At 70.8% G+C, this 21,814-nt stretch carries 20 protein-coding genes; 14 read left to right on the forward strand and 6 right to left on the reverse strand.

What is annotated here, in order from left to right; translation table 11 throughout:
* The first annotated feature begins 14 nt into the window (after nucleotides 1-14).
* From pheT to KF837_31600, 4 genes are read left to right on the forward strand one after another with little or no spacing between them, the layout of a single operon-like run.
* The gene (gene pheT, locus KF837_31585) at nucleotides 15-2,459 is read left to right on the forward strand and encodes a phenylalanine--tRNA ligase subunit beta (GenBank protein ID MBX3231910.1); all 2,445 of its coding nucleotides are present in this window, start codon (nucleotides 15-17) and stop codon (nucleotides 2,457-2,459) included.
* A gap of 45 nt (nucleotides 2,460-2,504) precedes the next feature.
* Nucleotides 2,505-3,782 carry a serine/threonine protein kinase gene (locus KF837_31590; GenBank protein ID MBX3231911.1) on the forward strand — a complete coding sequence of 426 codons (1,278 nt, stop codon included), beginning with the start codon at nucleotides 2,505-2,507 and terminating at the stop codon, nucleotides 3,780-3,782.
* Nucleotides 3,783-3,793: 11 nt separating this feature from the next.
* The gene (locus tag KF837_31595) at nucleotides 3,794-4,339 is read left to right on the forward strand and encodes a DUF1232 domain-containing protein (GenBank protein ID MBX3231912.1); all 546 of its coding nucleotides are present in this window, start codon (nucleotides 3,794-3,796) and stop codon (nucleotides 4,337-4,339) included.
* Nucleotides 4,340-4,341: 2 nt separating this feature from the next.
* Nucleotides 4,342-4,806: a hypothetical protein gene (locus KF837_31600; protein MBX3231913.1), complete on the forward strand. Its 465-nt coding sequence runs from the start codon at nucleotides 4,342-4,344 to the stop codon at nucleotides 4,804-4,806.
* A gap of 153 nt (nucleotides 4,807-4,959) precedes the next feature.
* Here KF837_31600 and KF837_31605 read toward each other — a convergent pair whose 3' ends face one another.
* Complete coding sequence (locus KF837_31605) at nucleotides 4,960-6,594, reverse strand: protein kinase (GenBank protein MBX3231914.1); 1,635 nt, start codon at nucleotides 6,592-6,594, stop codon at nucleotides 4,960-4,962.
* A 381-nt stretch (nucleotides 6,595-6,975) separates the two neighbouring features.
* A complete protein-coding gene (locus KF837_31610; protein MBX3231915.1) occupies nucleotides 6,976-7,734 on the reverse strand; it encodes a hypothetical protein in 759 nt (252 codons plus the stop codon).
* 252 nt (nucleotides 7,735-7,986) lie between these two features.
* Here KF837_31610 and KF837_31615 point away from each other — a divergent pair, with 252 nt between their 5' ends.
* From KF837_31615 to KF837_31625, 3 genes are read left to right on the forward strand one after another with little or no spacing between them, the layout of a single operon-like run.
* Entirely contained in the window at nucleotides 7,987-8,985 is a 999-nt protein-coding gene (locus KF837_31615) for a hypothetical protein (protein ID MBX3231916.1), read from the forward strand.
* A gap of 2 nt (nucleotides 8,986-8,987) precedes the next feature.
* Nucleotides 8,988-9,257 carry a twin-arginine translocase TatA/TatE family subunit gene (tatA, locus tag KF837_31620; protein MBX3231917.1) on the forward strand — a complete coding sequence of 90 codons (270 nt, stop codon included), beginning with the start codon at nucleotides 8,988-8,990 and terminating at the stop codon, nucleotides 9,255-9,257.
* Between the two features lie 22 nt (nucleotides 9,258-9,279).
* A complete protein-coding gene (locus tag KF837_31625) occupies nucleotides 9,280-9,858 on the forward strand; it encodes a Uma2 family endonuclease (protein MBX3231918.1) in 579 nt (192 codons plus the stop codon).
* 8 nt (nucleotides 9,859-9,866) lie between these two features.
* On the opposite strand, the gene KF837_31630 is transcribed toward KF837_31625, so the two are convergent.
* Together KF837_31630 and KF837_31635 are read right to left on the reverse strand one after the other, a co-directional pair.
* Nucleotides 9,867-10,682, reverse strand: a complete 816-nt coding sequence (locus KF837_31630; GenBank protein ID MBX3231919.1) for a dienelactone hydrolase family protein — start codon at nucleotides 10,680-10,682, stop codon at nucleotides 9,867-9,869.
* Nucleotides 10,683-10,815: 133 nt separating this feature from the next.
* Nucleotides 10,816-11,673 carry a hypothetical protein gene (locus KF837_31635; GenBank protein MBX3231920.1) on the reverse strand — a complete coding sequence of 286 codons (858 nt, stop codon included), beginning with the start codon at nucleotides 11,671-11,673 and terminating at the stop codon, nucleotides 10,816-10,818.
* A 222-nt stretch (nucleotides 11,674-11,895) separates the two neighbouring features.
* Between KF837_31635 and KF837_31640 the strand changes: the two genes are divergently transcribed.
* Nucleotides 11,896-13,110, forward strand: a complete 1,215-nt coding sequence (locus tag KF837_31640) for a pyridoxal phosphate-dependent aminotransferase (protein MBX3231921.1) — start codon at nucleotides 11,896-11,898, stop codon at nucleotides 13,108-13,110.
* Between the two features lie 373 nt (nucleotides 13,111-13,483).
* A complete protein-coding gene (locus KF837_31645; GenBank protein MBX3231922.1) occupies nucleotides 13,484-14,701 on the forward strand; it encodes a hypothetical protein in 1,218 nt (405 codons plus the stop codon).
* 111 nt (nucleotides 14,702-14,812) lie between these two features.
* Here KF837_31645 and KF837_31650 read toward each other — a convergent pair whose 3' ends face one another.
* Nucleotides 14,813-15,226: a hypothetical protein gene (locus KF837_31650; GenBank protein MBX3231923.1), complete on the reverse strand. Its 414-nt coding sequence runs from the start codon at nucleotides 15,224-15,226 to the stop codon at nucleotides 14,813-14,815.
* Nucleotides 15,227-15,337: 111 nt separating this feature from the next.
* On the opposite strand from KF837_31650, the gene KF837_31655 reads away from it, so the two are divergent.
* The 5 genes from KF837_31655 (at nucleotide 15,338) to KF837_31675 (ending at nucleotide 20,954) form a co-directional block, all read left to right on the forward strand.
* Nucleotides 15,338-16,189: a Uma2 family endonuclease gene (locus KF837_31655; GenBank protein ID MBX3231924.1), complete on the forward strand. Its 852-nt coding sequence runs from the start codon at nucleotides 15,338-15,340 to the stop codon at nucleotides 16,187-16,189.
* Between the two features lie 37 nt (nucleotides 16,190-16,226).
* A complete protein-coding gene (locus tag KF837_31660) occupies nucleotides 16,227-17,780 on the forward strand; it encodes an aldehyde dehydrogenase family protein (GenBank protein MBX3231925.1) in 1,554 nt (517 codons plus the stop codon).
* A 20-nt stretch (nucleotides 17,781-17,800) separates the two neighbouring features.
* Nucleotides 17,801-18,616 (forward strand): hypothetical protein, encoded by an 816-nt coding sequence (locus KF837_31665; protein ID MBX3231926.1) that lies wholly within the window; start codon nucleotides 17,801-17,803, stop codon nucleotides 18,614-18,616.
* A gap of 9 nt (nucleotides 18,617-18,625) precedes the next feature.
* Nucleotides 18,626-19,510, forward strand: coding sequence for an Mrp/NBP35 family ATP-binding protein (locus KF837_31670; GenBank protein MBX3231927.1), 885 nt, complete (start codon nucleotides 18,626-18,628; stop codon nucleotides 19,508-19,510).
* A gap of 427 nt (nucleotides 19,511-19,937) precedes the next feature.
* Nucleotides 19,938-20,954: a hypothetical protein gene (locus KF837_31675; protein MBX3231928.1), complete on the forward strand. Its 1,017-nt coding sequence runs from the start codon at nucleotides 19,938-19,940 to the stop codon at nucleotides 20,952-20,954.
* 10 nt (nucleotides 20,955-20,964) lie between these two features.
* Here KF837_31675 and KF837_31680 read toward each other — a convergent pair whose 3' ends face one another.
* Entirely contained in the window at nucleotides 20,965-21,810 is an 846-nt protein-coding gene (locus tag KF837_31680; protein ID MBX3231929.1) for a MoxR family ATPase, read from the reverse strand.
* Between the last annotated feature and the right edge of the window lie 4 nt (nucleotides 21,811-21,814).

Consider the following 21,814-nt stretch of genomic DNA (forward strand, 5'->3'; position numbering starts at 1 on the left):
AAGGATCGCGGGCCATGAAAGCGTCGTACCGCTGGCTGCGCGAGCTCCTGCCGAGCCTGACCCTCTCCGCCGACGAGGTCGCGCGCGCGCTCACGAGCGGCGGTCTCGAGGTCGAAGGAAAGCACGAGTACGGCGCCGGCGCGGAGGCGTGCCTCGTCGTGAAGGTCGTCGCGATCAAGCCGCACCCGACGAAGAGCGGCCTCCGCCTGGTGACGGTCGAGCGCGAAGGCGGCAAACGGCAGGAGGTCGTCTGCGGCGCGCCGAACGTCCCCGATCCCGGCGGCCTCGTCGTGCTCGCGCCGCTCGGCGCGCACCTGCCGGCGAAGGACCTGACCATCGCGCCGCGTGCGATCGCGGGCGTCACGAGCGAGGGCATGCTCTGCAGCGAGTCGGAGCTCGGGCTCTCCGACGAGAGCGGCGGGATCCTCGTCCTCCCACCCGGCACCGCGGAGCCCGGCACGCCGCTCGCGACCGCGGTCCCGAACGCGCGCGACACCGTCCTCGAGATCGGCCTCACCCCGAACCGCCCCGACGGCCTCGGTCACGTCGGCCTCGCGCGCGAGCTCGCGGCGCACCTCGGCACGACGTTCCAGTGGCCGGCGATCCCTGCGCCCGCGCGCGTCGCGGACGAGGCGACGGCGTCGATCGTCGCGATCGAGGTCGAGGACGCGGAGCGCTGCCCGCACTACGGCGCGGCCGGCGCGGTGGGCGTCTCGATCGCGCCGTCGCCGCTCTGGGCGAGGTACCGCTTGCAGGCGCTCGGGGTGCGGTCGATCTCGAACGTCGTCGACGTCACGAACCTCGTGATGCTCGAGTACGGCCACCCGATGCACGCGTTCGATCTCGACCGCGTGCGCGGCAAGAAGATCGTGGTCCGCCGCGCGAAGGACGGCGAGACGATGAAGACGCTCGACGACGTGGAGCGCAAGCTCGTCGCCGACGACCTCCTCATTTGCGACGGCGAAGGCCCCGTCGCGCTCGCGGGCGTGATGGGCGGCGCGTCGAGCGAGATCCACCGCGACACCAAGCGCGTGCTCTTCGAGTGCGCGTGGTTCGATCCCCGCACCGTGCGGCGCACCGCGCGCCGCCACGGCATGCACACGGAGTCGAGCCACCGCTTCGAGCGCGGGGTCGATCCGAGCGACGTCGCGCAGGTGCTCGATCGCGCGGTCGCGCTCACGCTCGAGCTCTCGCCCGGCGCCGCGGCGACGAAGGGTCGCCTCCACGTCCAGGGCTCGCGCGCCCTCGGCGAGCCGTCGCCGGTCGCGAAGCGCGTGATCCATTTCGACGCCGCGCGCGTCGCCGCGCTCACCGGCGTCGACGTGCCGTTCGCGGAGTCGGTCGCGATCCTGAAGCGCCTCGGCTGCGAGATGACGAACGCGACCGATCGCGAGTGCGACGTGCACGTGCCGACGCACCGTCCCGACATCGGTCGCGGGGCGGACCTCGTCGAGGAGGTGATCCGGATGCACGGCATCGACAAGGTGCCGGCGGAGCTCCCGCCGATCCACGCGTCGCGCGACGTGGGGGGACGCGAGGACCTCGCGCGCCGGGCGAAGGAGGTCGCGGCCGCGGTCGGCCTCTCGGAGGCGATCACGTTCAGCTTCACCTCGCCGAAGGTGCTCGCCGCGCTGGGCGCGCCGCCGCCGGCGGTGACGCTCACGAACCCGATGGCGGAGCCGCACAGCGTCCTCCGCACGACGCTGCTCGCCGGCTTGCTCGACGCGATCAAGAACGCGCGGCGCCACGGCGAGCGCGACGTGCGCGTGTTCACGGTGGGCCCGGTCTACCTCGCGCCGTCGCGCGAAGGCGAGATGCCGGAGGAGCGCCTCCGCCTCGCGTTCGCGCTCGCCGGCGATCGCCCGGCGTGGCTCGAGAAGCGGCAAGCCCTCGACGTGTGGGACGCGAAGGGCTACGCGATCGAGATCGCGCGCCGCCTCTCCGGCAAGCCCGCCGACGTCGTGCAGGCGAAGCGCGACGAGGCCCCCGCGCATCTGCATCCGCGCGGCGCGGGCTTCGTCGTCGCCGGCGGCGAGCGGATCGGCAGCGTCGGTCCGCTCCACCCCGACGTGATCGAGTCGCTCGACCTCGACGGCGAGGTGCTCGTCCTCGAGATCGAGCTCGAGCCGTTCCGCGGCGGCGCCGCGACGCCGCGCTTCACCGAGATCCCGCGCTTCCCCGCGAGCGCGCGCGACATCGCGCTCGTCGTGAAGGACGGCATCCCGGCGGGGGAGGTCGAGGCCGGCATCCGTGCCGCGGCGGGGCCGCTCGCGATCGCGGTGCGCCTCTTCGATCGCTTCGCCGGCGGGCAGGTGCCGGCGGGCCACACCAGCCTCGCGTTCCGCGTCGTCTACCGCGATCCGAAGGGCACGCTCACCGACGCGCAGGTGGACGCGGCGCACGCGGCGGTCGTGAAGGAGGCGGAGGCCCGCTTCGGCGCCACGTTGCGCGCCGGCTGACGTCGCCGGCTGACGTCGACCGCGGGAGCGCGTACCATCGGCGCGGTGAACGCGCCGGCGCCTGCGAAGCAGAACGAGCTCGTCGGCGCGATCCTGTCTCGCAAGTACCCGCTCTCGCGGGTCATCGGCTCGGGCGGGATGGGGACCGTCTTCGAGTCGCGGAACCCGGAGGACGGGCGCGCGATCGCGATCAAGCTCCTCTCCGTCGATTACCTGCACGACCTCGAGGTCATCCAGCGCTTCATCGAGGAGGGGCGCGTCTGCCAGCGCCTCATCCACCCCAACATCGTGCGCGTCTTCGAGACCGCGACGGCGGAGGACGGCACGCCGTACCTCGTGATGGAGCTACTCGAGGGGGTCCCGCTCAGCGCGTACACGCGGTCGAGCGTCCGCGTCCCGATCGGGCAGGCGACCGCGATCCTCCAGGGCGTCCTCGCCGGCCTCGGCGCCGCCCACGCGCAGGGCATCGTCCATCGCGACCTCAAGCCCGAGAACGTCGTCCTCGCGCGGGAGGCGAGCGGCACCTTCACCGCGAAGATCCTCGACTTCGGGATCGCGAAGGTGATGGACGCCGCGGGCGGCATGGGCTCGAAGACGAAGACCGGCGTGCTGCTCGGGACACCGGCGTACATGAGCCCGGAGCAGATCAAGAACGCGAAGGAGGTCGACGCGCGGAGCGACCTCTGGAGCGCGGGCGTCCTCCTCTACGAGATGCTCACCGGCCGCGTCGCGTTCCCCGCCCCGACGGAGTACGCCCGCCTCGGCGCCGTCCTCAACGCCACGCCCGCGCCGATCGAGAGCATCGATCCGCAGCTCGGCCGGCTCTCCGCGTTCATCTCCCTCTCGATGCAGAAGGACCGGACGCAGCGCTACCAGTCCGCGCTCGAGATGGCGCGCGCGCTCACGGCGGCCTCCGGCGAGACGCCGAGCCCGGCGGGGCCCGCGCCGATCAGCCGCCTCCCCGACGTGCCGAGCGTCTTCATGGCGGGCACCGCCCTCCGCGGGAGCGCGCCGCCGACGCCGGTCATCGACGCGCACCCCACCTTCGTCGACGTCGTCGATCGCGGACAGGTCGTCATCGAGCCGGGGGTCCCCGACAAGGGGCCGGGCGGGACGCTCGCGAGCCGCCCCGGCCGCCAGGTCACCGATCCGCCGCCGCAGGTCGTCATCGCGTCGCAAGGGACGCTCCCGTCCGAGAACCTCCCGATGCTGATGGCGCACGGCGCGCGCCGCGGCGTCGCCGCGTGGGCGGTGGTCGTCCTCGTCCTCGGCGCGCTGGTGGCGGGATTCCTTCTCGGCCTCGCGACGGCCCGTTTGCACTAAACTGGACGCTCATGACGTCACAAGACCCGGCCGCGCTCGCTCGTTACCTCGACGTGTTCCCCGAGTGGCTCCGAACCCTCGGCGAGGACGCCGCCGCGCTCGGCCAGATCGCGCACGCGACGGGCGAGAACGAGACCGGCCGCTACGTCATCGCGGGCCTCAACTACGTGTTCAAGTCGCTCGACCTCATCGCCGACGGCATCGACGACGTCGGCTTCTGCGACGACGCGTTCGTCATCCGCGTCGCCGCCGCCCTCGCGGTGGAGGCCGATCCCACCGTCGACACCGGCGTCCTCGGGCGCCTCGCGGCGGACGCGAAGCAGGTGGAGGAGTTCCTCGAGGAGGACTACCCGAAGCTCGTCGAGTACGTGAAGGGCCTCAAGCGCGGCGCCGCGCGCGGCCGCACGGTCGACGACATCATCGGTGACTCGGGCGTGCGCGCGCTCTTCGTCCAGGAGGTCGGCGCGTGGGCGCAGGAGTACAAGGTGCCGAGCTTTTCACGCGACGTGAAGACGCTCATCAAGCTCAAGGCCTTCCTCGGCGCGAAGCTCTCCTGACGATGAGCACCAAAGAGATCGCGCGTCTCCTGAAGGACGCAGAGGCCACGATGAAGCGCGACGCGAAGTCGGCGGTCGCGACGCTGCAAGAGGCTTACGCGATCGCCGTCCAAGCGGGGAACGACGGCGACACGGCGTACGTGGCGGAGGAGCTCGCGAAGGGCTGGGCGCGCCGCAAGAAGTCGGGCAAGGCGCTCTACTTCGCGATCAAGGCGACGAAGCTCGCGCCGAACGAGCGCGCGACGTGGACGACGCTCGGAAAGACGTGCGAGCTCGTCGCGTCGCGCCAGAAGCGCGAGACGAAGGCGCGCCGAGTCATGGCCCTCTACCAGGCCGCCGCCGCCGCCTTCAAGAAGGCCGCGAGCATGACGAAGGACGCCGAGGACAAGCACTTCCTCCTCGAGCTCGCGAAGGACGCCGCGAAGCAAGGCAAAGGCGAGGTCATCCCCCCGCCGCGCCAGGGCTAGTCTTGTTCGAGAGGGCTCTGCCCTCTCGAGCTCTCCCGCCGGGGGTTTCTTCGCGCGCGGGGCGCGCGCTCCGACGCCCCCGGACCCCCGAGAGGGGGACCCCGCCAAGCATCGCTGCCGATGCAGGTCCAGCGAGCTGGTGAGCTTGCGGGCTCAGATCTGGTTTGGGCCGCGGCTCTCGGGGCCGAGGTTGGGTTGGCTCTTCGTGTTCGAGCCGGCGTGGATGTTCGCCATGAGCTCTTGGAGGAGGTCGCGCGCCTCGGGCTTCTGCTTCAGGTGGTTCAGGAGCAGGGTCGTCACGTCGCTGAAGGCCTTCTCGAAGTTGAGGCCTTCGCGCGTGCGCGACGCGACCTTCTCGCGGCCGGCGTTGAGGTCCTCCTCGAGGGCCTCGGCGTAGCGCGCGAGCTGGGCGCGGAGCTCGTCGATCTGGCGGCGGAGATCGCGCGCCTGCTGATCCTTCACGTTCGCCTTCTGCTCGCGCTCGCCGAGGGCTTCGCGGCGCGCCTCGAGCAGCGCCGCCGCCGCGCCCGAGCGCTCGTAGATCGCGCGGAGCGTGGTCGGCGTGCCGCCCTGCTGCGCGGCCTGGTCCGCCTGGGCCTTCGCGGTCGCGCCGGCGCGCTCGGCGACCTGGACGAGCTCCCGCAGCTTCGCGGCCTCGGTCTGCTCCGCCGCGGCCTCGCGGAGCGCGCGCGACTCCTCGTGCGCGAGCTCTTCGACCTTACGACCGATCTCCGCGCGGAGGGCGCGGCCGCGGCGCTCGAGCGACTCGAGCTTGCGCGTGTGCGAGGCGACCTCGCCTTCGAGGCGGGTCGCGCGCGAGGCGAGGTCCCACGCCTGCGCGACGCCGGTCTGGATCTCGGGCGGCGTGTTGCCGGTCGGGTAGACGCGGCTCACCATGCGCGAGAACAGGGCGGCGCGGTTCGCCCACTCGATGACGCCCGGCGACTGCGGCGGCGGCGGGGGAGGCGGCGGCGCGTTCTGCGGATCGGCGGCCTGCACCTCCCACGGCGTCGAGGGGAGGGCGCGCTGGAGCGCCTTCAGCTCCTCGTGGAGGTGGTGGGCGTCCTGGTAGCGCTTGCGCCGCTCCTTCTCGAGGAGCTTGAGGACGATGACCTCGGACTGCGGGAGCACGTCCGGCTTGATCGCGGAGGGCTTGGGCGGCGGCGCGCTCCGCTGCATCTCGAGGAGCGTGTCGCGATCGTTCGAGCGGAAGGGGAGCTGCCCGGTGAGCATCTCGTAGAACAGGACGCCGAGGGCGTAGAGATCGCTCGGCGGCCCGGCCTCTTCGCCGCGGGCCTGCTCCGGGGACATGTACTCCGGCGTCCCGAACACCGCGCCCTTCGGGGCGAGGCGCGGGTCCATCGCGAGGTGCGCGAGGCCGAAGTCGAGGATCTTCACGAAGTCTTTTCGGCCGCCGCGCGTCGAGAGGAGGATGTTGTCGCTCTTCAGGTCGCGGTGGACGACGCCGAGGTCGTGCGCGCGCGCGAGGGCGGCGCACATCTGCTCGAGGATGTCGACGGCGCGCGAGAGCTGCATCGGGCCCTTCGCGAGCTCGCTCGAGAGCGAGGTGCCGACGAGGTACTCCATGACGAGGTAGAGCTCGCCCTCCTCGGTTTCGCCGATGTCATGGATATCGATGATATGGGCGTGATCGACGCGGTTGGCGGCGCGGGCCTCCCGCAGCATCCAGGCGCGGAGGTGGGTCTCGCCGCGGAGGTCGGGTCGGATCAGCTTGAGCGCGACGACGCGATCGATGAGCACGTGGCGCGCGCGGTACACGACACCCATTCCGCCTTCACCCGCGCGGGCCTCGAGTCGGTACCGCCCGGCGACGACACGCCCGAGCATGGGATCCTGCGGCTTGGCTGCGCTGCGCGGAGTGTTCATGTGCGGCTTTGCCGCGAGACTACAGCGCTCTCCGCGTTAAAGGAACAGCTGGATTTTCCCGCGTTTGCCTCGCTTCGGCCGCCGCTCCGGCGTGCTCGACGGGGTCGCTGTTTTCGGCGTGGTCGCGGGTTCGCTACTCTGCGCGTCGCTGCTTCGGCGCGGGTTGCCGCCCCGCCGCCGCTTCGCGCGGGTTGCCGCTCGGTCGCGCTCGCGGTCGGTGCATCTGCGCGTCGCAGGGTTGTTGCTCTGGTGCGCCTCCGGTGCGCCTCGGGGCGCCGCAGCTCAGAAGGCGACGTTCAGCACCGGGAAGCGGACCTCGTTCCCGCGGTTGTCGACGCCCATGCGCTGGCGCTCGGTCGCGCCCATGATCGCGCGGACCTCGGGGACGGGGACGCCGATCGCGAGCTGTCCGTTCCGCACGCCGACGAGCGAGGGGGCGGGGCGCGAGGGGACGTGGCGCGACGCCTGGGGAGCCTTCGTGCCGCCGCCGCTCGGGTCCGTCTCCGGCGCCGGCTGCGGAGGCGGCTCTGCGGGCGGAGTGGTGGCGGGCTCCGGCGAAGCGGGCGCGGGCGTCGCTGGGGCGGGTGCGGTCGGTGCGCCGACGACGCTGCTGCCACCCGGCTGACCGGGATCGGAAGTGGGGAGATCGCCGGTCGGCTTGTCTTCGCGAGCGCCTTCGGTCGCCCGGTATCGTGTGGCGTCGAGCGTGACGACGATGGCGGGGATGAGCGCCGCGATGCCGCCCGCGAGGAGGTAGGCGGGGACGCGGCCGTCGCTCGAGCCCCGCTCGATGAAGTAGCCGCCCGCGCCGCCCGCGCCGGCGCCGACGACGCCGCCGATCACGTACGCGAGCGTCGAGTGGACGCCGAAGATGGCCTCACCGAAGACGACGAGCTCGCCGCCGAGGAGCGCGCCGCCGACGATGCCGCGTCCGGTGCTCGAGACCTCTTCGGCCTGTGCGGCCGTTGGTGTCGCGAGCAGGGCACCGGCGACGAGAGCGCCCAGACCGAAGGCGCGCAGCTTCTTTCCGTCGAGCGTCATGGCCATCCCTTCTCGATGCGCGACCCTAACACGTCGGTACGCGACCTAACACGTCGGTGCGCGACCCTATCACGACGTTCAACCGGGTCTCAATTGAGGTCGGGGGCGTTGCCCCCGACACCCCCACCCCAGACACGGCCCTCGCGCTTTGCGCTCGGGGCGCTTCGCGCCCGCTTGCGCGGCCGCTTCTGGGGCCCCGTTCCGCATCCAGCAGCGACGCGTCGGCCCCGACGTTGAGTATTCTCGCGCGTCGTGGCTCGGTTGAGGGATCCTATCGCGCGGCCGGCGGCGGGTGCTGCGATCGTCGCGACGGCGCTGATCCTGAGCGCCGCGGCCGTCGGCGCGGTCATTCGGCTTCTTCCGTGGGTGCTCGATCCGGCGATCGGGTGGGGCACCCTCGCGCCGTTCGCGAAGAGCCTCCTCGCGGTTGCGGTCGAGGCGGCGCTCCTCATCGGCTGGCCGGTGGGGTGGGCGCTCGCGATTCAGCGGCTCGTCGAGCGCGGCGAAGCGCGTGTGCTCGCGTCGCTCGGCGAGCCGCCGGCGCGGACGGTCTTTCGACTCCTTCCGCAGGCCGCGGTCCTCGGCGGGGCGCTCGTGCTCTCGTCGGTCGTGCTCGGGCGCGAGGCGGTGGCGCCGGGGCGCGTCGTGAACGCGCTCCTCGTCGAGGGCCGCGCCACCTGCACGTCCGGCGCGACGCACGCGGTCCCTTTCGTGTCGGCGACGTGGCTCTGTCCGCCCGAAGGCGCGGGGCCGCCGCGCCTCGTCGGTCGCGCGCCGCTCGGCGGGGTGGTGTTCACGGCGGAGGAGGCGACGGTCAGCGACGACCTCCGGCGCATCGAGCTCGTCGGCGCGCGCCTCGCGCTGCCGTCCGCGACGGGCAACGTGCGCGTGCGCGTCGACAACCTCGTGCTCCGCGGCCTCGCGCCGTGGGCGCGGGCCTCCTCGCTGCCGCCTGTCCTGCGCGCCGGCGTCGTCACGGCCTCGGCGCTCGTCGCCGGCGCGGTCGCGGCGCTCGCGATCCTGCGCGCTCGCCGCCGTGTCGGCGGCGTCGCCGCGGCCGCGATCGGCGCCGCCGGTCCGCTCGCCGCGCTCGCGACGCTCCGCGCGCTGGAGCTGCGCGTGCCCGAGTCGTCGCCGGGCGCGTGGCTCTTCCTGTTCTCGCTCGTCCCCGTCGCCGCCCTCGCCGGCGCGGTCGCGGTCGCCGCGATCGTCACGGCCTTGCCCGAGGCACGCGGCGCTGATAGCAAATAAGGATGCTTGGCGGACTCGGAGCCCCGGAGCTCATCGTCATCGCGCTGATCGCGCTCCTCCTCTTCGGAGCGGGCCGCATCGCCGATATCGGCAAGGGTCTCGGCCAGGGCATCAAGAACTTCAAAGAAGGCATCAAGGAAGCGGACAAGGACGACGACGACGAGAAGTCGGAGAAGCCCGAGAAGACCGCGAAGAAGAAGGACGCCGACAAGACCGAGAAGGCGGAGAAGAAAGAGAAGAAGGAAAAGGAAGAGGCGTCCGAAGACGCCTGACCTCCGCGCTCGCTTTCGAAGCATGAGCTCCGCGGTCAGCACGCCGTTCGTATCGCTCGAGGACTTCCTCGAGATGGAGCCCGAGGACGGTGTGCGGCTCGAGTGGTGCGCTGGCATCGTCCACGCGATGAGCGGCGGGAGCCCCGACCACTCGCGTCTCGGCGCGCGCGTCATCGGTGCCCTCCTGTCGATCGCGGGTGAGGACTGCACCGTCTTCGACGCGAACGCGGATCTCTGGGTGGACGCCGCGCAGTTCTTCGGACGGGCGGACGCGAGCCTCGTGTGCGGAGCGCTCCAAGTCCACTCGGTGAAGAGAGGAAACAGGACGCTGGGCGAGGCGATCACGAACCCCGTCGTGATCGTCGAGGTGCTCTCCCCGTCGACCGAGACCCGCGATCGCGGCGAGAAGTTCGTTGCTTACAAGCAGCTCATGTCGCTCGAGGAGTACGTGCTCGTCTCACAAGACCAGCGACACGTCGAGGTACGCCGGCGCACGAGCGGAGGCTGGCGGAGCGACGTGGTCGCGGGCGAGGGGACGATCGCGATTCACGGTGCGCCGGTCGACCTCGACGCGATCTACGGACGTCAGCCGAGAGCGTAGTCCGTCGTTCAGACGCCGTTCTTCTTGAACCACTCGAGCGTCTTCTTCCACGCGTCTTCCGCGGCGGCCTTGTTGTAGGTCGGGCGGTAGTCGGCGTTGAAGCCGTGGTCGGCGTCGGCGTAGACGTTCACCTCGGAGCCGCTCTTGCCCGCCGCGATCTCCTTCTTGAGGAGCTCGACGTGCGAGACCGGGATGTGGGTGTCCTTGCCGCCGTAGAAGCCGATGACCGGGCACTTCAGCTTCGCGCCCACGTCGAGCGCCGACCTCGGCTTGAGCGCCGAGGGCGCGTTGGAGATCGGGCCGTAGTACGCCGCCGCGGCCTTGAGCTCCGCGCGCGCGGCGTAGAGCCAGACCTGACGGCCGCCCCAGCACCAGCCGATGCACGCGATGCGCTTGCCGTCGACCTTGCCCTGGCCCTTCGCCCACGTGACCGCGGCGTCGAGGTCTTTGGCGACTTGGTCGTCGGGCACCTTCTCGACGATCTTGATAATCTCGGCGAAATCCTTGAGCTTCGAGACGTCGCCCTCGCGGTAGTAGAGCTCCGGCGCGACGGCCATGTAGCCCGCCTTCGCGAGGCGGCGGCACATGTCCTTGATGTGCTCGTGCACGCCGAAGATCTCCTGGATGACGACGACGAGCGGGAAGGGGCCCTTGCCCTCCGGCATCGCGCGGTAGGCGGGCATCTTGTCGATCTTGACCTCGCCTGCGACGAGGCCCGTCGCGTCGGTCGTGATCGTGTCGGCGGAGACGGGGCTCACCGCGAGGGCGAAGCCGGTCGCGAGAGACGTGACGACGAAGGCGCGGCGGGAGACGTCCGTGTTCATGGGCGCGACGTCTAGCACACCTGGCCGCGGGGGAGGCGAGGGCGTGGTCGCGGCTCGGAGCGCTCGCAGTTCTCCATCCCATCGGAGCGTTCATCGGCGAGCAGCGGAGGATGCGCGCGTCTTCGCGCGCGTCCTACGGCTGCGAGCGGGGTGCAGGGGCCGCAGGCCCCTGCGTTGAAGACCCCGCGGCCCAGACGATGGCGTCGTGGAGGGCGGTCGGATCCTCCGCGGCGTAGGTGTGGCCGACGTCGCCGAGGCTGACGAAGCGGACCTCCATGCCCTCGCGCTCGAGGCGCTTCGCGTCCTCCTTGAGCGGCGCGTACGCGGCGTCGCGATAGCCGGCCGCGAGGACGACGCGGCGGACGCCGGCGGCGTGGAGCTTCTCGGCGGAGGGGTGCGCCTCGGGCGCCGCGATGAGCACGAGGCCGCGGAACTTCACCTTGCCGCTCTTCACGAGATCGAGCGTGACGTAGCCGCCCTGCGAGAAGCCGACCGCGACGCCCGGCTCCGCCGACGCGCCCTCTGCCTCCGCCGCCTCGAGCGCGTGCGTGACGACCGCGGCGGGCTTCGTCGGATCGATCGACCACGTCGCGGTGCCGTTCGCCTCCGCGTTGTCCGCCTTCGGGCAGACGAGCCAGCCGACGTCGCTCGCGCCGTTCTTGATGTGGGGGCAGCCGTTCGCCGCCTTGCCGTGGATGCCGTGGAGGTACACGACCGTGAGCGGCTTGTCCGAGGTCGACGTCGACGTCGACGGCGCCGGCGCGAACGCGAGGACGTCGCCGCCGATCGTCTTCGGCGCGCTCGAGTGGAAACCGCGCGTCTCGCCGCCGAGCGTCGTCTTCTGCGTGGCGACCACGTGCACCGTGTGCGCCGTCATGGTCTCGTGCGTCGACGCAGCGGCGCGGCTCACGAAGACGGAGCCGAGGGTAGCGGTGACGACGAGACAAAGGACGGCCGCGCGGCGAACGCCGCGGGTGAACGCGATCGACATCGAAACTCCAGGGGTGGGAGGACCGCGGACTTGCGGTCGTGGTGACGGGCAGACGTAAAGCAGCGCGCGTGCCTATTCCCGGCACGCGCGCAACTCTCGGATCTGAGGGCACATCGCGAGGGCCCCGGATTCCGTGACGTGTTTTTTCTCCCGCACGCGCGTGCGTCCCCGGAAACTCGTCACCCGATCGGATGACAGGCGCTAAAGTGGCCGCCAGAAGCCATGCCTACCTCTCTCGCCAAGCGTCTCGACGTCGTTCAGCCCAGCGTCACCCTCGCCATGAATGCGCGCGCCGCCGAGAAGCGCGCGGCCGGGATCGACGTCTATGCGTTCGGGGTCGGCGAGCCGGACTTCGAGCCGCCGGCGTTCGTGTTCGAGGCGGCGCGGAAGGCGATGGAGGTGAAGCCGGGCGTGTCGAAGTACACGGCCGTCACCGGCATCCCGCAATTGAAGCAGGCGATCTGCGCGCGCACCGCGGAGATCCGCGGCTGGCACGCGAAGCCGTCGCAGGTCACCGTCGCGGTCGGCGCGAAGCACGCCCTCTTCAACCTCGCCCTCTCGCTCTACGAGCCGGGCGACGAGGTCGTGATCCCCGCGCCGTATTGGGTCAGCTACCCGGAGCAGGTGAAGCTGTGCGGAGCGACGCCGGTCTTCGTCGAGACGACGGAGGAGGCGGGCTTCAAGATGTCGCCGCAGGCCTTCGAGAAGGCGCTCTCGCCGAAGACGAAGGCGGTCATCCTCTGCACGCCGTCGAACCCGACCGGGTCCGCGTACCACGAGGCCGAGCTCAAGGCGATCGTCGACGTGTGGAAGACCAAGAGCGACTCGTGGCTCATCGTCGACGAGATCTACGCCGACCTCGTCTACGACGGCTTCAAGCACGTGTCGGCGGCGCGGCTCGCGCCGGACGCGCTCGACCGCATCGTCGTCGTCGACGGCGTCTCGAAGACGTACGCGATGACGGGCTGGCGCATCGGCTGGAGCATCGCGCCCGAGCGCCTCGCGAAGGCGATGGACAAGGTGCAGGGGCAGAGCACGACGAACGCGACCGCGATCGCGCAGCACGCCGCCATCGCGGCGATCACGGGGCTGCAGGACGAGGTCGTGAAGATGCGCGACGCGTTCCAGAAGCGGCGCGACGTGATGGTCGCGGAGCTCTCCTCCATCCCGGGCGTGAAGTGCCGCACGCCGGAGGGCGCGTTCTACGCGTTCGCCGACTGCCGCGCGCTCTACGGCATCGAGTACAAGGGCAAGCCGATCTCGAACGACGAGGAGGCCGCGTTCTGGATGCTCGACGAGGCGAACGTCGCCGCGGTCCCGGGCGGCGCGTTCGGCGCGCCGGGCTACATCCGCTTCAGCTACGCCACGAACGAGGACCGCATCCGCGGCGGCATTGCTTCCATCAAGGCGGCCGCGGAGCGCGCGCGGAAGAAGTAGAGGAGGGAGGAGCACGATGCGGCATGCCGCGACGGAGCTGTGTCCGTTATCGCGGATGCTGCATCGGCGCGACATGACAGCGTTGTCCCGGCGCGGAGGTACGAGTGTCTTCGGGCCGCCACTGTGTCGAATCGTGCGCAGCGAGACGGTGTCGGAAATCGTGCAACGGGCTCTTTACCGCGGCCGTTTTCGTGTAGGGTGCCGCCGCGGCCCTGGTCCTGCCTGGGCTGAAGATTCGATCAAGAGAGCTTCGCGCCAACGGCTCCGTTTGGATTCTTCGGCAACAAGCTTCGTCAATCGTCAGTTCGAGGCGTCGTATGGCATCGCCCAGGTATGGGCCCGGCCAGGCGCTGAGTAAGAAGGAGAGCTTCAAATGAATACGAAACGCTTCTACGGCGCCGCCCTCATGGGCGCGATCCTCGTCCCCGTCGCCCTCACGGCCTGCGGTGACGGCGAGGACAACCCGCTCTGCTGCAACGAGTTCAAGGCGGGCGCCACCATCAGCGCCAACATCGGCGGCAGCGCCGAGAGCCAGGTCGCTGTCCAGGCGGTCGCCGACTTCGCCGGCATCGCCTCGGCGGCGCTCGACGACATCTCGTCGGCCTGCAAGGCCATGGCGTCCGACCTCGACGCGCCGGCGGCGACGCTCGACGCGGCGGAGAAGGAGACCGACAAGCAGAAGCGCATGCAGGCGTACTGCGCGGCGGCCGTGTCGGCGATCGGCTCGGTGAAGGCCAAGGCGTCGGGCACGCTCACCGTCGACTTCGTCCCGCCGAAGTGCGAGGCGTCGCTCAGCGCGAAGGCCAACTGCCAGGCGAAGTGCTCGGCCAGCGGCAGCTGCGATATCAAGGCGACCCCGCCGACGTGCGAGGGCGGCAGCCTCGAGGTCTCGTGCAAGGGCTCGTGCGAGGCGAAGGCCGGCGCGAAGCTGAACTGCACGGGCTCGTGCAGCGCGACGTGCACCGGCAAGTGCACGGCCGAGGGCGGCGTCCAGTGCGCCGGTGAGTGCAACGGCACGTGCGAAGGCAACACCGCGAACGGCGCGGCCTCGGGCAAGTGCGAAGGCACCTGCAAGGGCACGTGCTCGGCCACGGCGCCGAACGTGACCTGCGAGGGCTCCTGCGAGGGCGAGTGCGGCGGTAGCTGCACCGGCTCGGCCGAGGCCTCGGTCAAGTGCGACGGCGAGTGCAAGGCCGACTACGAGCCGCTCTCCTGCAAGGGTGGCGAGCTCAAGGGCGGCTGCCAGGTCGAGGCGAAGTGCGACGCGAACTGCGATGCGTCCGTCTCGGCGAAGGCGAACTGCTCGCCGCCGTCCGTCACGGTGGCGTTCGCGGGTGCGGCCGACGTCCAGGCGGCCGGCAAGCTCCGCGCGACGCTCGAGGCGAACTTCGGCATCATCCTCGCGTTCCGCGCGCGCCTCGAGGGCATGGTCAAGGTCACCACGTCGTTCAGCGCGAACGTCACGGCGGTCACCGACATCAAGGCGGCCTGCATCCCGCCGGTCGTCGCAGCGGTCGGCACGGCGCTCGCCGATGCGCAGGCGGCGGCTTCGGCCACGGTCAGCGTCGCGGGCTCCGTCACCGGCGGCTGATCGCGTGATGCCCCGCTCCACGTGAGCGGTGGCTTGGAAGAGCGCGTCTCCCTTCGCGGGTGGCGCGCTCTTCTTCATTTCGGCGACCCGTCGGGTGTATGTATTGCGCAGTTAGTTGCAGAACTGCGTGCACGCTTCGGCGACGCAGCCGTCGCGGGCGTCGGCGGCCTGGCGGCAGGCGGGGGGGGCGTTCGCGTAGCAGCCGTCGAGGCACGCGCAGTCGTCTTGGATGCAGCCGAGGGCGCAGTTGCGGATCCCCTCGTCGCAGGAGGTCTTCATCGCGGCGTCCTGGTTCGAGCACGCGGCGGAGAAGGCCTTCAACGCCTCGCACTCGCAGCGCGGCGACACGACGGCGGCCTCGCAGATCGAGCAGTTCTCGGCGCTGCGGTTCCAGCCTTGCCGGATGTCGCAGGCGGCGCGGAGGTTGTTCACGCCGTTGCCGACCTTGGGCTTGTCGTCGTCGTCGCTCCCGCACCCGGCAGCAACGACCAACGCGACGGAAAGAAAGGCGAAGAAGCGTTTCACGGGATCTCCGTACAACGACCGCGACCATGACGCGAGCGCGGCGGTAGCGACAGGGGGTTGCGGCTGGATGCCGCGCTCGGGTGGGCGGAGCGCGAATGCTACGATGCGTGAATGGGCGCTCATCCGATCTATCGCGTCGATCCGGCGGACCCGCGGGCGCCGTCGGACGAGGTGTGGGCCGAGCTCTCCGAGGACGAGCGTCGGGCGATCGTCGCGGCACTTCCGAGCGAGATCGAGCTGGGGCCGCCCGAGGGGGACACGCATCGCATCGCGATCGAGAAGACGAAGGATCCGCTGGAGGGGTTCTTCGAGCGGCTCGGGCGGCGTGTGTACATCTCCTCGAACCTCGCGGTGTACTACCCGAACGAGAGGGTGTTCGCGCCCGATCTCCTCGCCGTGCTCGACGTCGATCCGCACCGGCGCGAGAAGTGGGTCGTTCAGGACGAGAAGCGAGGTCTCGACTTCGTCCTCGAGGTGAACGTCGGCGGCGATCGAGCGAAGGACTTCCAGCGGAACGTCGACCTCTACGCGCGGCTCGGGATCGCGGAGTACTTCATCTACGATCCGCCGCGCGGACTCATTCGCGCGTTCGCGCTCCCGAGCGACGGCCGAACGTACGATCCCGTGCTCGGGCAACAAGGCCGGTTCCCGTCGCGCGTCCTCGGGCTCGACCTCGGCCTCGAAGACGGTGTGCTGCGCTTCTTCTTCAATGGCGCGATCGTGCCGGAGACGCGCGAGCTCCTCGACCGGGCGCAGCGCCTCCTCTCGGACGTCATGGCGAAGTACGACGCCGCGCTCCGCCGCGCCGAGGAGGCGGAGGCCGGACGCGAAGAGGAGCGCCGCGCGCGCGAAGAGGAGCACCGCGCGCGCGAAGAGGAGCACCGCGCGCGGGAGGCAGCGGAGGAGCGGGTTCGCGAGCTGCTCGCCGAGAACGAGCGGCTTCGGCGCGAGCGCGATTCGTAGGGAATCGACGCGCGCGCGTGGGTATGCTCGCGCGTGCATGGCGAACGACGATTCGAGCGAGAGGGACGTCGAGGCGGCGAGCTCGAAGGCGGCGCGGCTGTCCGCGATCCCGTCGGCGCCGACGACGCTCGCGCCCGGGTCGCTCCCCGACGACTCGATGGAGCCGCCCGACTCCGCGCTCTGGATCGAGGGCAAGCGGATCGAAGACGGCGACGTCGCGTGGATCACCGATCCGTGGACGCAGGAGCGCGTCGGCTCCGTCGTGCTCGCGAACGAGGTGCAGGCGGACCTCGCGGCGAACGCGGCCAAGCGCGCCTTCGAGACGATGCGGAAGACGCCGAGCTTCGCGCGGCGGCGGCTCCTCCTCGACGTCGCGCGGCGCATCGCCGAGGCGCGCGAGGAGCTCGCGATCCTCATCGAGCACGAGTCGGGGAAGCCGAAGACGCTCGCGCGCTTCGAGGTCGATCGCGCGATCACCACCTTCGAGCTCGGCGCGGAGGAGGCGGTGCGCATCGGCGGCGAGGTCGTGCCGCTCGACGTGACCGAGCCGACCGCGAGCTACCGCGGACACTGGCAGCGCGTCCCGCGCGGGCCCGTGCTCGCGATCTCGCCGTTCAACTACCCGCTCAACCTCGTCGCGCACAAGGTCGCGCCCGCGCTCGCGTGCGGCGCGCCGGTGGTGCTCAAGCCCGCGCCGCAGACGCCGCTCACCGCGCTCCGCCTCGCCGAGATCGTGCGCGACGCCGGCGCGCCGACCGACGCGCTGCAGGTCGTGCCGTGCAGCAACGAGGTCGCGGAGACGCTCGTGCGCAACGACGTCTTCGCCGTCCTCTCGTTCACCGGCAGCGACAAGGTCGGGTGGCACCTCAAGTCGATCGCGGGGCGCAAGCACGTGCTGCTCGAGCTCGGCGGCAACGCCGCGTGCATCGTCCACGAAGACGCACAGAACCTCGGCCAGATCGCGGCGACGATCTGCGCGAGCGCGTTCAACTACGCGGGCCAGGTCTGCATCAAGACGCAGCGCCTCTACGTCCACGCCGCCGTCGCCGACCGCTTGATGACGGAGCTCGCCGCGCGCGCGAAGGCGTACGAGCCGCAGGATCCGAAGAGCCCGACCACCGCGATCGGGCCGATGATCGACGAGCGCGCCGCGAAGCGCGTCGAGCAATGGATCGATCAGGCGCGCGCGGGCGGCGCCGAGGCTCTCGCGTCCGGGCCGCGCGTCAACAACCGCCTCCCCGCGCACGTGCTCCGCTTCGACGGGCCGGGGCGCGGCCTCCCGATCGTGGAGGAGGAGGTGTTCGGCCCCGTCCTCACCGTGCACACCTACGAGCGCTTCGAGGACGCGCTCGAGATGGCGGGGTCGACACGCTACGGCCTCCAGGCGGGGGTGTACACCGACTCGATCGCGCGGATGCGTGAGGCCTTCGATCGCCTCGACGTCGGGGCGCTCATCGTCAACGACGTCCCGAGCACGCGCGTCGACGCGATGCCGTACGGCGGCCGCCGCGACTCCGGCATTGGCCGCGAAGGCGTGCGCTATGCGATCGAGGAGATGACCGACCGCAAGATGCTCGTCATGCGCGCGTGACGTGCTAGGAAATCTTCGCTGTGCGTCGCTTCGGGTCGCTCCTCGGTGTCCTCGCCCTCGGCGCGTGCACGCACGGGAGCTGGGGGCGCGGCGGCACGAGCAACGAGATCGTCTTCGGCATCGAGCAGAGCCGGCTCGGCGTCGCGGCGGGGTACGAGTTCATCGGGCTCGCGAAGCACGGCGGGTCGGCCGCGGTCGCGTTCCGCGACGGCGACGGTCGCGGGCGCTGCTGGTTCGAGCGGCTCGATACGCGGCTCGGACGTCCTCACGTCGAGAACGGCGTCGCGACGTGGTCGGGCGGCTCGCTCCCGAGCGAGGGCCTCACCGTGCTCGCGAACCAGCCCGACCTCGTCCGGCGCGAAGGCGCCGCGTGGACCTCGGACGACACGCTCTTCTTCTACGCGGAGGGGTTCGCGATGCCGCCGCTCGAGGGCGTGCGGATGCGCGCGCCGCTCGTACAGCTCGCGATCGGCGACGTCACCCCCGCGCCCGACGCGACGACGGGCGCGCTCGCGCTCGACGCGACGAGCGAGGTCAGCGTGAAGTGGACCCCGCCGGTGGAGGACACGCGGTCGCGCGTGATGGTCGCGCTCACGACCGACCTCGCCGAGGTCCGCTGCTTCGACGACGCTGCGAACGGCGGCGCCGTCATCGGCAACGAGTGGATCGCGCGCCTCCTCGCGGCGAGCACGAAGGACGACGACGCGGGCGCCGGCGTGACCGGGACGATGACGGTGGCGTCGCATCGCCAGACGACGCTCTTCGCGGAAGGCGACTGGATCGTCTACGTCGTCGCGGCGCACGTCCACCGCGACATCGCCTTCACCATGCGCTAAATCGGCGCCATGGAAGCCCCGAAGAGCCGCACGGTAGGTCCGGAGGACCCCGTCCCCGGCGTCGCGCACGTCGTCCTCGTCATGAGCGGAAAGGGCGGTGTCGGCAAGAGCACGACCGCGACGAACCTCGCCCTCGCGCTCCATCGTTCGGGATACCGAACCGGTCTCCTCGACGCCGACATCTACGGCCCCTCGATCCCGACGATGCTCGGCGTCAGCGGCCGTCCCGTCTCGACCGACGGCAAGACGATCGAGCCGCTCGAGCGCTTCGGGCTGAAGCTCATGAGCATCGGCTTCCTCCTCGAGGACCCGAAGGCGGCCGTCATCTGGCGCGGGCCGATGCTCCACGGCGCGCTCTCGCAGTTCCTCAAGGACGTCGCGTGGGGGGAGCTCGACTTCCTCGTCCTCGATCTCCCGCCCGGCACCGGCGACGTCGCGCTCTCGCTCTCGCAGCGCCTCGGCGTGACGGGCGCGGTGATGGTGACGACGCCGCAACCCGTCGCGACGGACGACGTCTACAAGTCCGTCTCGATGTGCCGGAAGGTCAACATCCCGCTCCTCGGCGTCGTCGAGAACATGAGCTGGTTCGTCGACAGCGCGGGCGTGAAGCACGAGCTCTTCGGCAAGGGCGGCGGCCAGGCCGTCGCTGACTTCGCCGAGACGAGGCTCCTCGCCCAGATCCCGATCGATCAGAGCGTCCGCGAATGGGGCGACAAGGGCACCCCCGTCGTCCAGGCCGCCCCCGACGGCCCCGTCGCGCAAGCCTTCATGAAGCTCGCCGAAGAGCTCATCATCGTCGTCCAATCCAAGGCCGACGCCGGCGACGCCGCCGCCCCCCTCATCGATCGATCCGGCGGCCCCGGCGGCCGCCGCCGCCTCCCCGTCACGAAGTAGCGCAAGCGCCGAGACTGCGGGCCCGCGCCCGCGCCCGCGCCCCGTCGCGATGCGGTTGGAGCCCGCCCCGGGGCCCCGCGCCCGCGCCCCGTCGCGATGCGGTTGGGCCCCACCCCGGGCCCCCGCGACCGCGGCCGCCCCAGCGGTTGCGAAGCAACCCTCGCGCACCGCGCGAGGGCCGTGGTCGCGGGGTGGGGGTGTCGGGGGCAAAGCCCCCGACGTTGAAAAGCAGGTGTCGGGGGCAAAGCCCCCGACGTTGAGAGAAGAGAAACTGGATCGATAGCCGTCCATCTGACGCGTCAGATTCCTTGTGCTTTACTCGTAATGTCGACCGCGCCTCGCATACGGTGGACGTGACCCTTTTACCTTCGGTGGGATGATGCTCCTTTCCTCTCGGAAGCTGCTCGCGGCTGCTCTCGGATTGTCCGTGGTGACGGCGGGTGTGATCGTGGCGTGTGGCTCGGAGGACGAGAGCAAGTTCGATGACCCGGGCGTGAAGCCGGGGTTCTACACGGAGGCCGGCATCGCCGCGGACGGCGGCGACGATCCGAACGGCGACCTCTACAAGAACGATCCTCCGCCCGCGTGGTGCGGTGTCGAGGCCGGCGCGCCGCCTCCCGTGGGCGGTACGGAGGAGTGCCCCGACGACAAGAACAAGCCGGGCTGCGGCTGCAACAACGTCGGCGAGGAGGCGAACTGCTGGACCGGCCTCCGCAAGAACCGCGGGCTCGGCGGCTGTAAGGACGGCCGCACCGTGTGCCTCAAAGACACCGAGACGCAGGGCAAGTGGGGACCGTGCGAAGGTCAGGTCCTCCCCAAGCAGGGCGCGACGGGTGCGCCGGCGTGCAGCTGTTTCTCGGTCGGTCTCTGGAAGATCGCGAACACGGCGCCCTGCGTCTGGAACAACAACGGCTGGTACGCGTTCTCGACGCGCGGTGACGACGCCAGCGGCTGCAGCGGCAGCGTGCCGAAGGACACGGTGCTCGATCCGCTGCCGGACGGCGGCTCCTCCTCCGTGTGGTCGACGAACACGCTGAAGACCGACTGCGCCGGCTCCTTCAAGCTCGTCTTCCGCATTCGCGTCGGCGACAAGGACAACCCGTCGCCGAACGACTGCATCCTCGGCGAGAGCGAGACGTTCGCGGACTACCGCGAGGAGAACGTCGAGCAGAAGCTCCCCGACCTCCCGCACTGGAAGTCGACCAACGCCGAGTGCGTGAAGAAGTGGGAGGTCGACACGCCCGAGGACAAGAGCCCGGGCTACGGCGAGATGATCGTGAAGGGCGGTCAGACGGTCCGCTGCGAAGCGGTCTCCGAGCTCGGCGTGGACCAGGAGTTCGTCTTCAACCGCGTGAAGTTCTGCCCGAAGATCTGCCGCGACCAGGCGAACGCGAACCACCCGGCCTGCGTCGAGTGCAAGCTCTCCGGTCAGGGCAACTTCTGACGTCGAGGAGTCAGTTCTTCCAGCCGCCGCTCTTCTTCGCGGCGGCGAACGTGTCGAGGTCCTGCTCCTTCTTGAGGAGGACTCCGAGGAACGGGAGCTCGCGCACGAAGCGCTCGTTGCCGACGCCGGCGCGGCGGAGGACGGCGATCCAGTCGATGAGCTCGCTCGTCGACGGGCGCTTCCGCAGCTTCGGGAGGTCGCGCAGGCGATAGAAGGTGACGACCGCCTGATCGATGAGCTCGCGATCGAGGTTCGGGTGGTGCACCGCCACGATGCGGCGCATCAGCTCCTGATCCGGGAAGTCGATGAAGTGGAAGACGCAGCGGCGCAGGAACGCGTCGGGCAGCTCCTTCTCGTTGTTCGACGTGATGATGACGACGGGGCGCTCCTTCGCGACCACCTCGTCGCCCGTCTCCGTGACGACGAAGCGCATGCGGTCGACCTCGTGGAGGAGGTCGTTCGGGAACTCGAGGTCGGCCTTGTCGACCTCGTCGATGAGGAGCACGACGCGGCGCGACGCGCTGAACGCGCGGCCGAGCGGTCCCAGCTTGATGTACTGGCGGATGTCGGAGACCTTCGACTTGTCGTCGCCCGCGAAGCGCGAGTCGTAGAGGCGCTGGACGGTGTCGTAGACGTAGAGGCCGTCCTGCGCGCGCGTCGTCGACTTGACCGGCCAGTGAATGAGCTCCGTGCCGAGCGCCTCCGCCACCGCTTCGGCGAGCAGCGTCTTCCCCGTCCCCGGCTCGCCGCGGATGAGGAGCGGGCGCTCGAGCGCGAGGGCGGCGTTGACGGCGGCCTCCAGCGCGTCGTTGGTCAGGTAGGAGGCTGTCCCTTTGAACCGGAAGAACTCGCTCACGCTC

The sequence above is a fragment of the Labilithrix sp. genome (assembly GCA_019637155.1).
Classification (GTDB): Bacteria; Myxococcota_A; Polyangia; order Polyangiales; family Polyangiaceae; genus Labilithrix.

Coding starts and splice junctions, on each gene's coding strand:
- KF837_31600 (MBX3231913.1), top strand. CDS start 4,342: ATGAGCACCAAAGAGATCGCGCGTCTCCTGAAGGACGCAGAGGCCACG.
- KF837_31645 (MBX3231922.1), top strand. CDS start 13,484: ATGAATACGAAACGCTTCTACGGCGCCGCCCTCATGGGCGCGATCCTC.
- KF837_31655 (MBX3231924.1), top strand. CDS start 15,338: ATGGGCGCTCATCCGATCTATCGCGTCGATCCGGCGGACCCGCGGGCG.
- KF837_31595 (MBX3231912.1), top strand. CDS start 3,794: ATGACGTCACAAGACCCGGCCGCGCTCGCTCGTTACCTCGACGTGTTC.
- tatA (MBX3231917.1), top strand. CDS start 8,988: ATGCTTGGCGGACTCGGAGCCCCGGAGCTCATCGTCATCGCGCTGATC.
- KF837_31630 (MBX3231919.1), bottom strand. CDS start 10,682: ATGAACACGGACGTCTCCCGCCGCGCCTTCGTCGTCACGTCTCTCGCG.
- KF837_31670 (MBX3231927.1), top strand. CDS start 18,626: ATGGAAGCCCCGAAGAGCCGCACGGTAGGTCCGGAGGACCCCGTCCCC.
- KF837_31605 (MBX3231914.1), bottom strand. CDS start 6,594: ATGGGTGTCGTGTACCGCGCGCGCCACGTGCTCATCGATCGCGTCGTC.
- KF837_31625 (MBX3231918.1), top strand. CDS start 9,280: ATGAGCTCCGCGGTCAGCACGCCGTTCGTATCGCTCGAGGACTTCCTC.
- pheT (MBX3231910.1), top strand. CDS start 15: ATGAAAGCGTCGTACCGCTGGCTGCGCGAGCTCCTGCCGAGCCTGACC.
- KF837_31635 (MBX3231920.1), bottom strand. CDS start 11,673: ATGTCGATCGCGTTCACCCGCGGCGTTCGCCGCGCGGCCGTCCTTTGT.
- KF837_31660 (MBX3231925.1), top strand. CDS start 16,227: ATGGCGAACGACGATTCGAGCGAGAGGGACGTCGAGGCGGCGAGCTCG.
- KF837_31640 (MBX3231921.1), top strand. CDS start 11,896: ATGCCTACCTCTCTCGCCAAGCGTCTCGACGTCGTTCAGCCCAGCGTC.
- KF837_31610 (MBX3231915.1), bottom strand. CDS start 7,734: ATGACGCTCGACGGAAAGAAGCTGCGCGCCTTCGGTCTGGGCGCTCTC.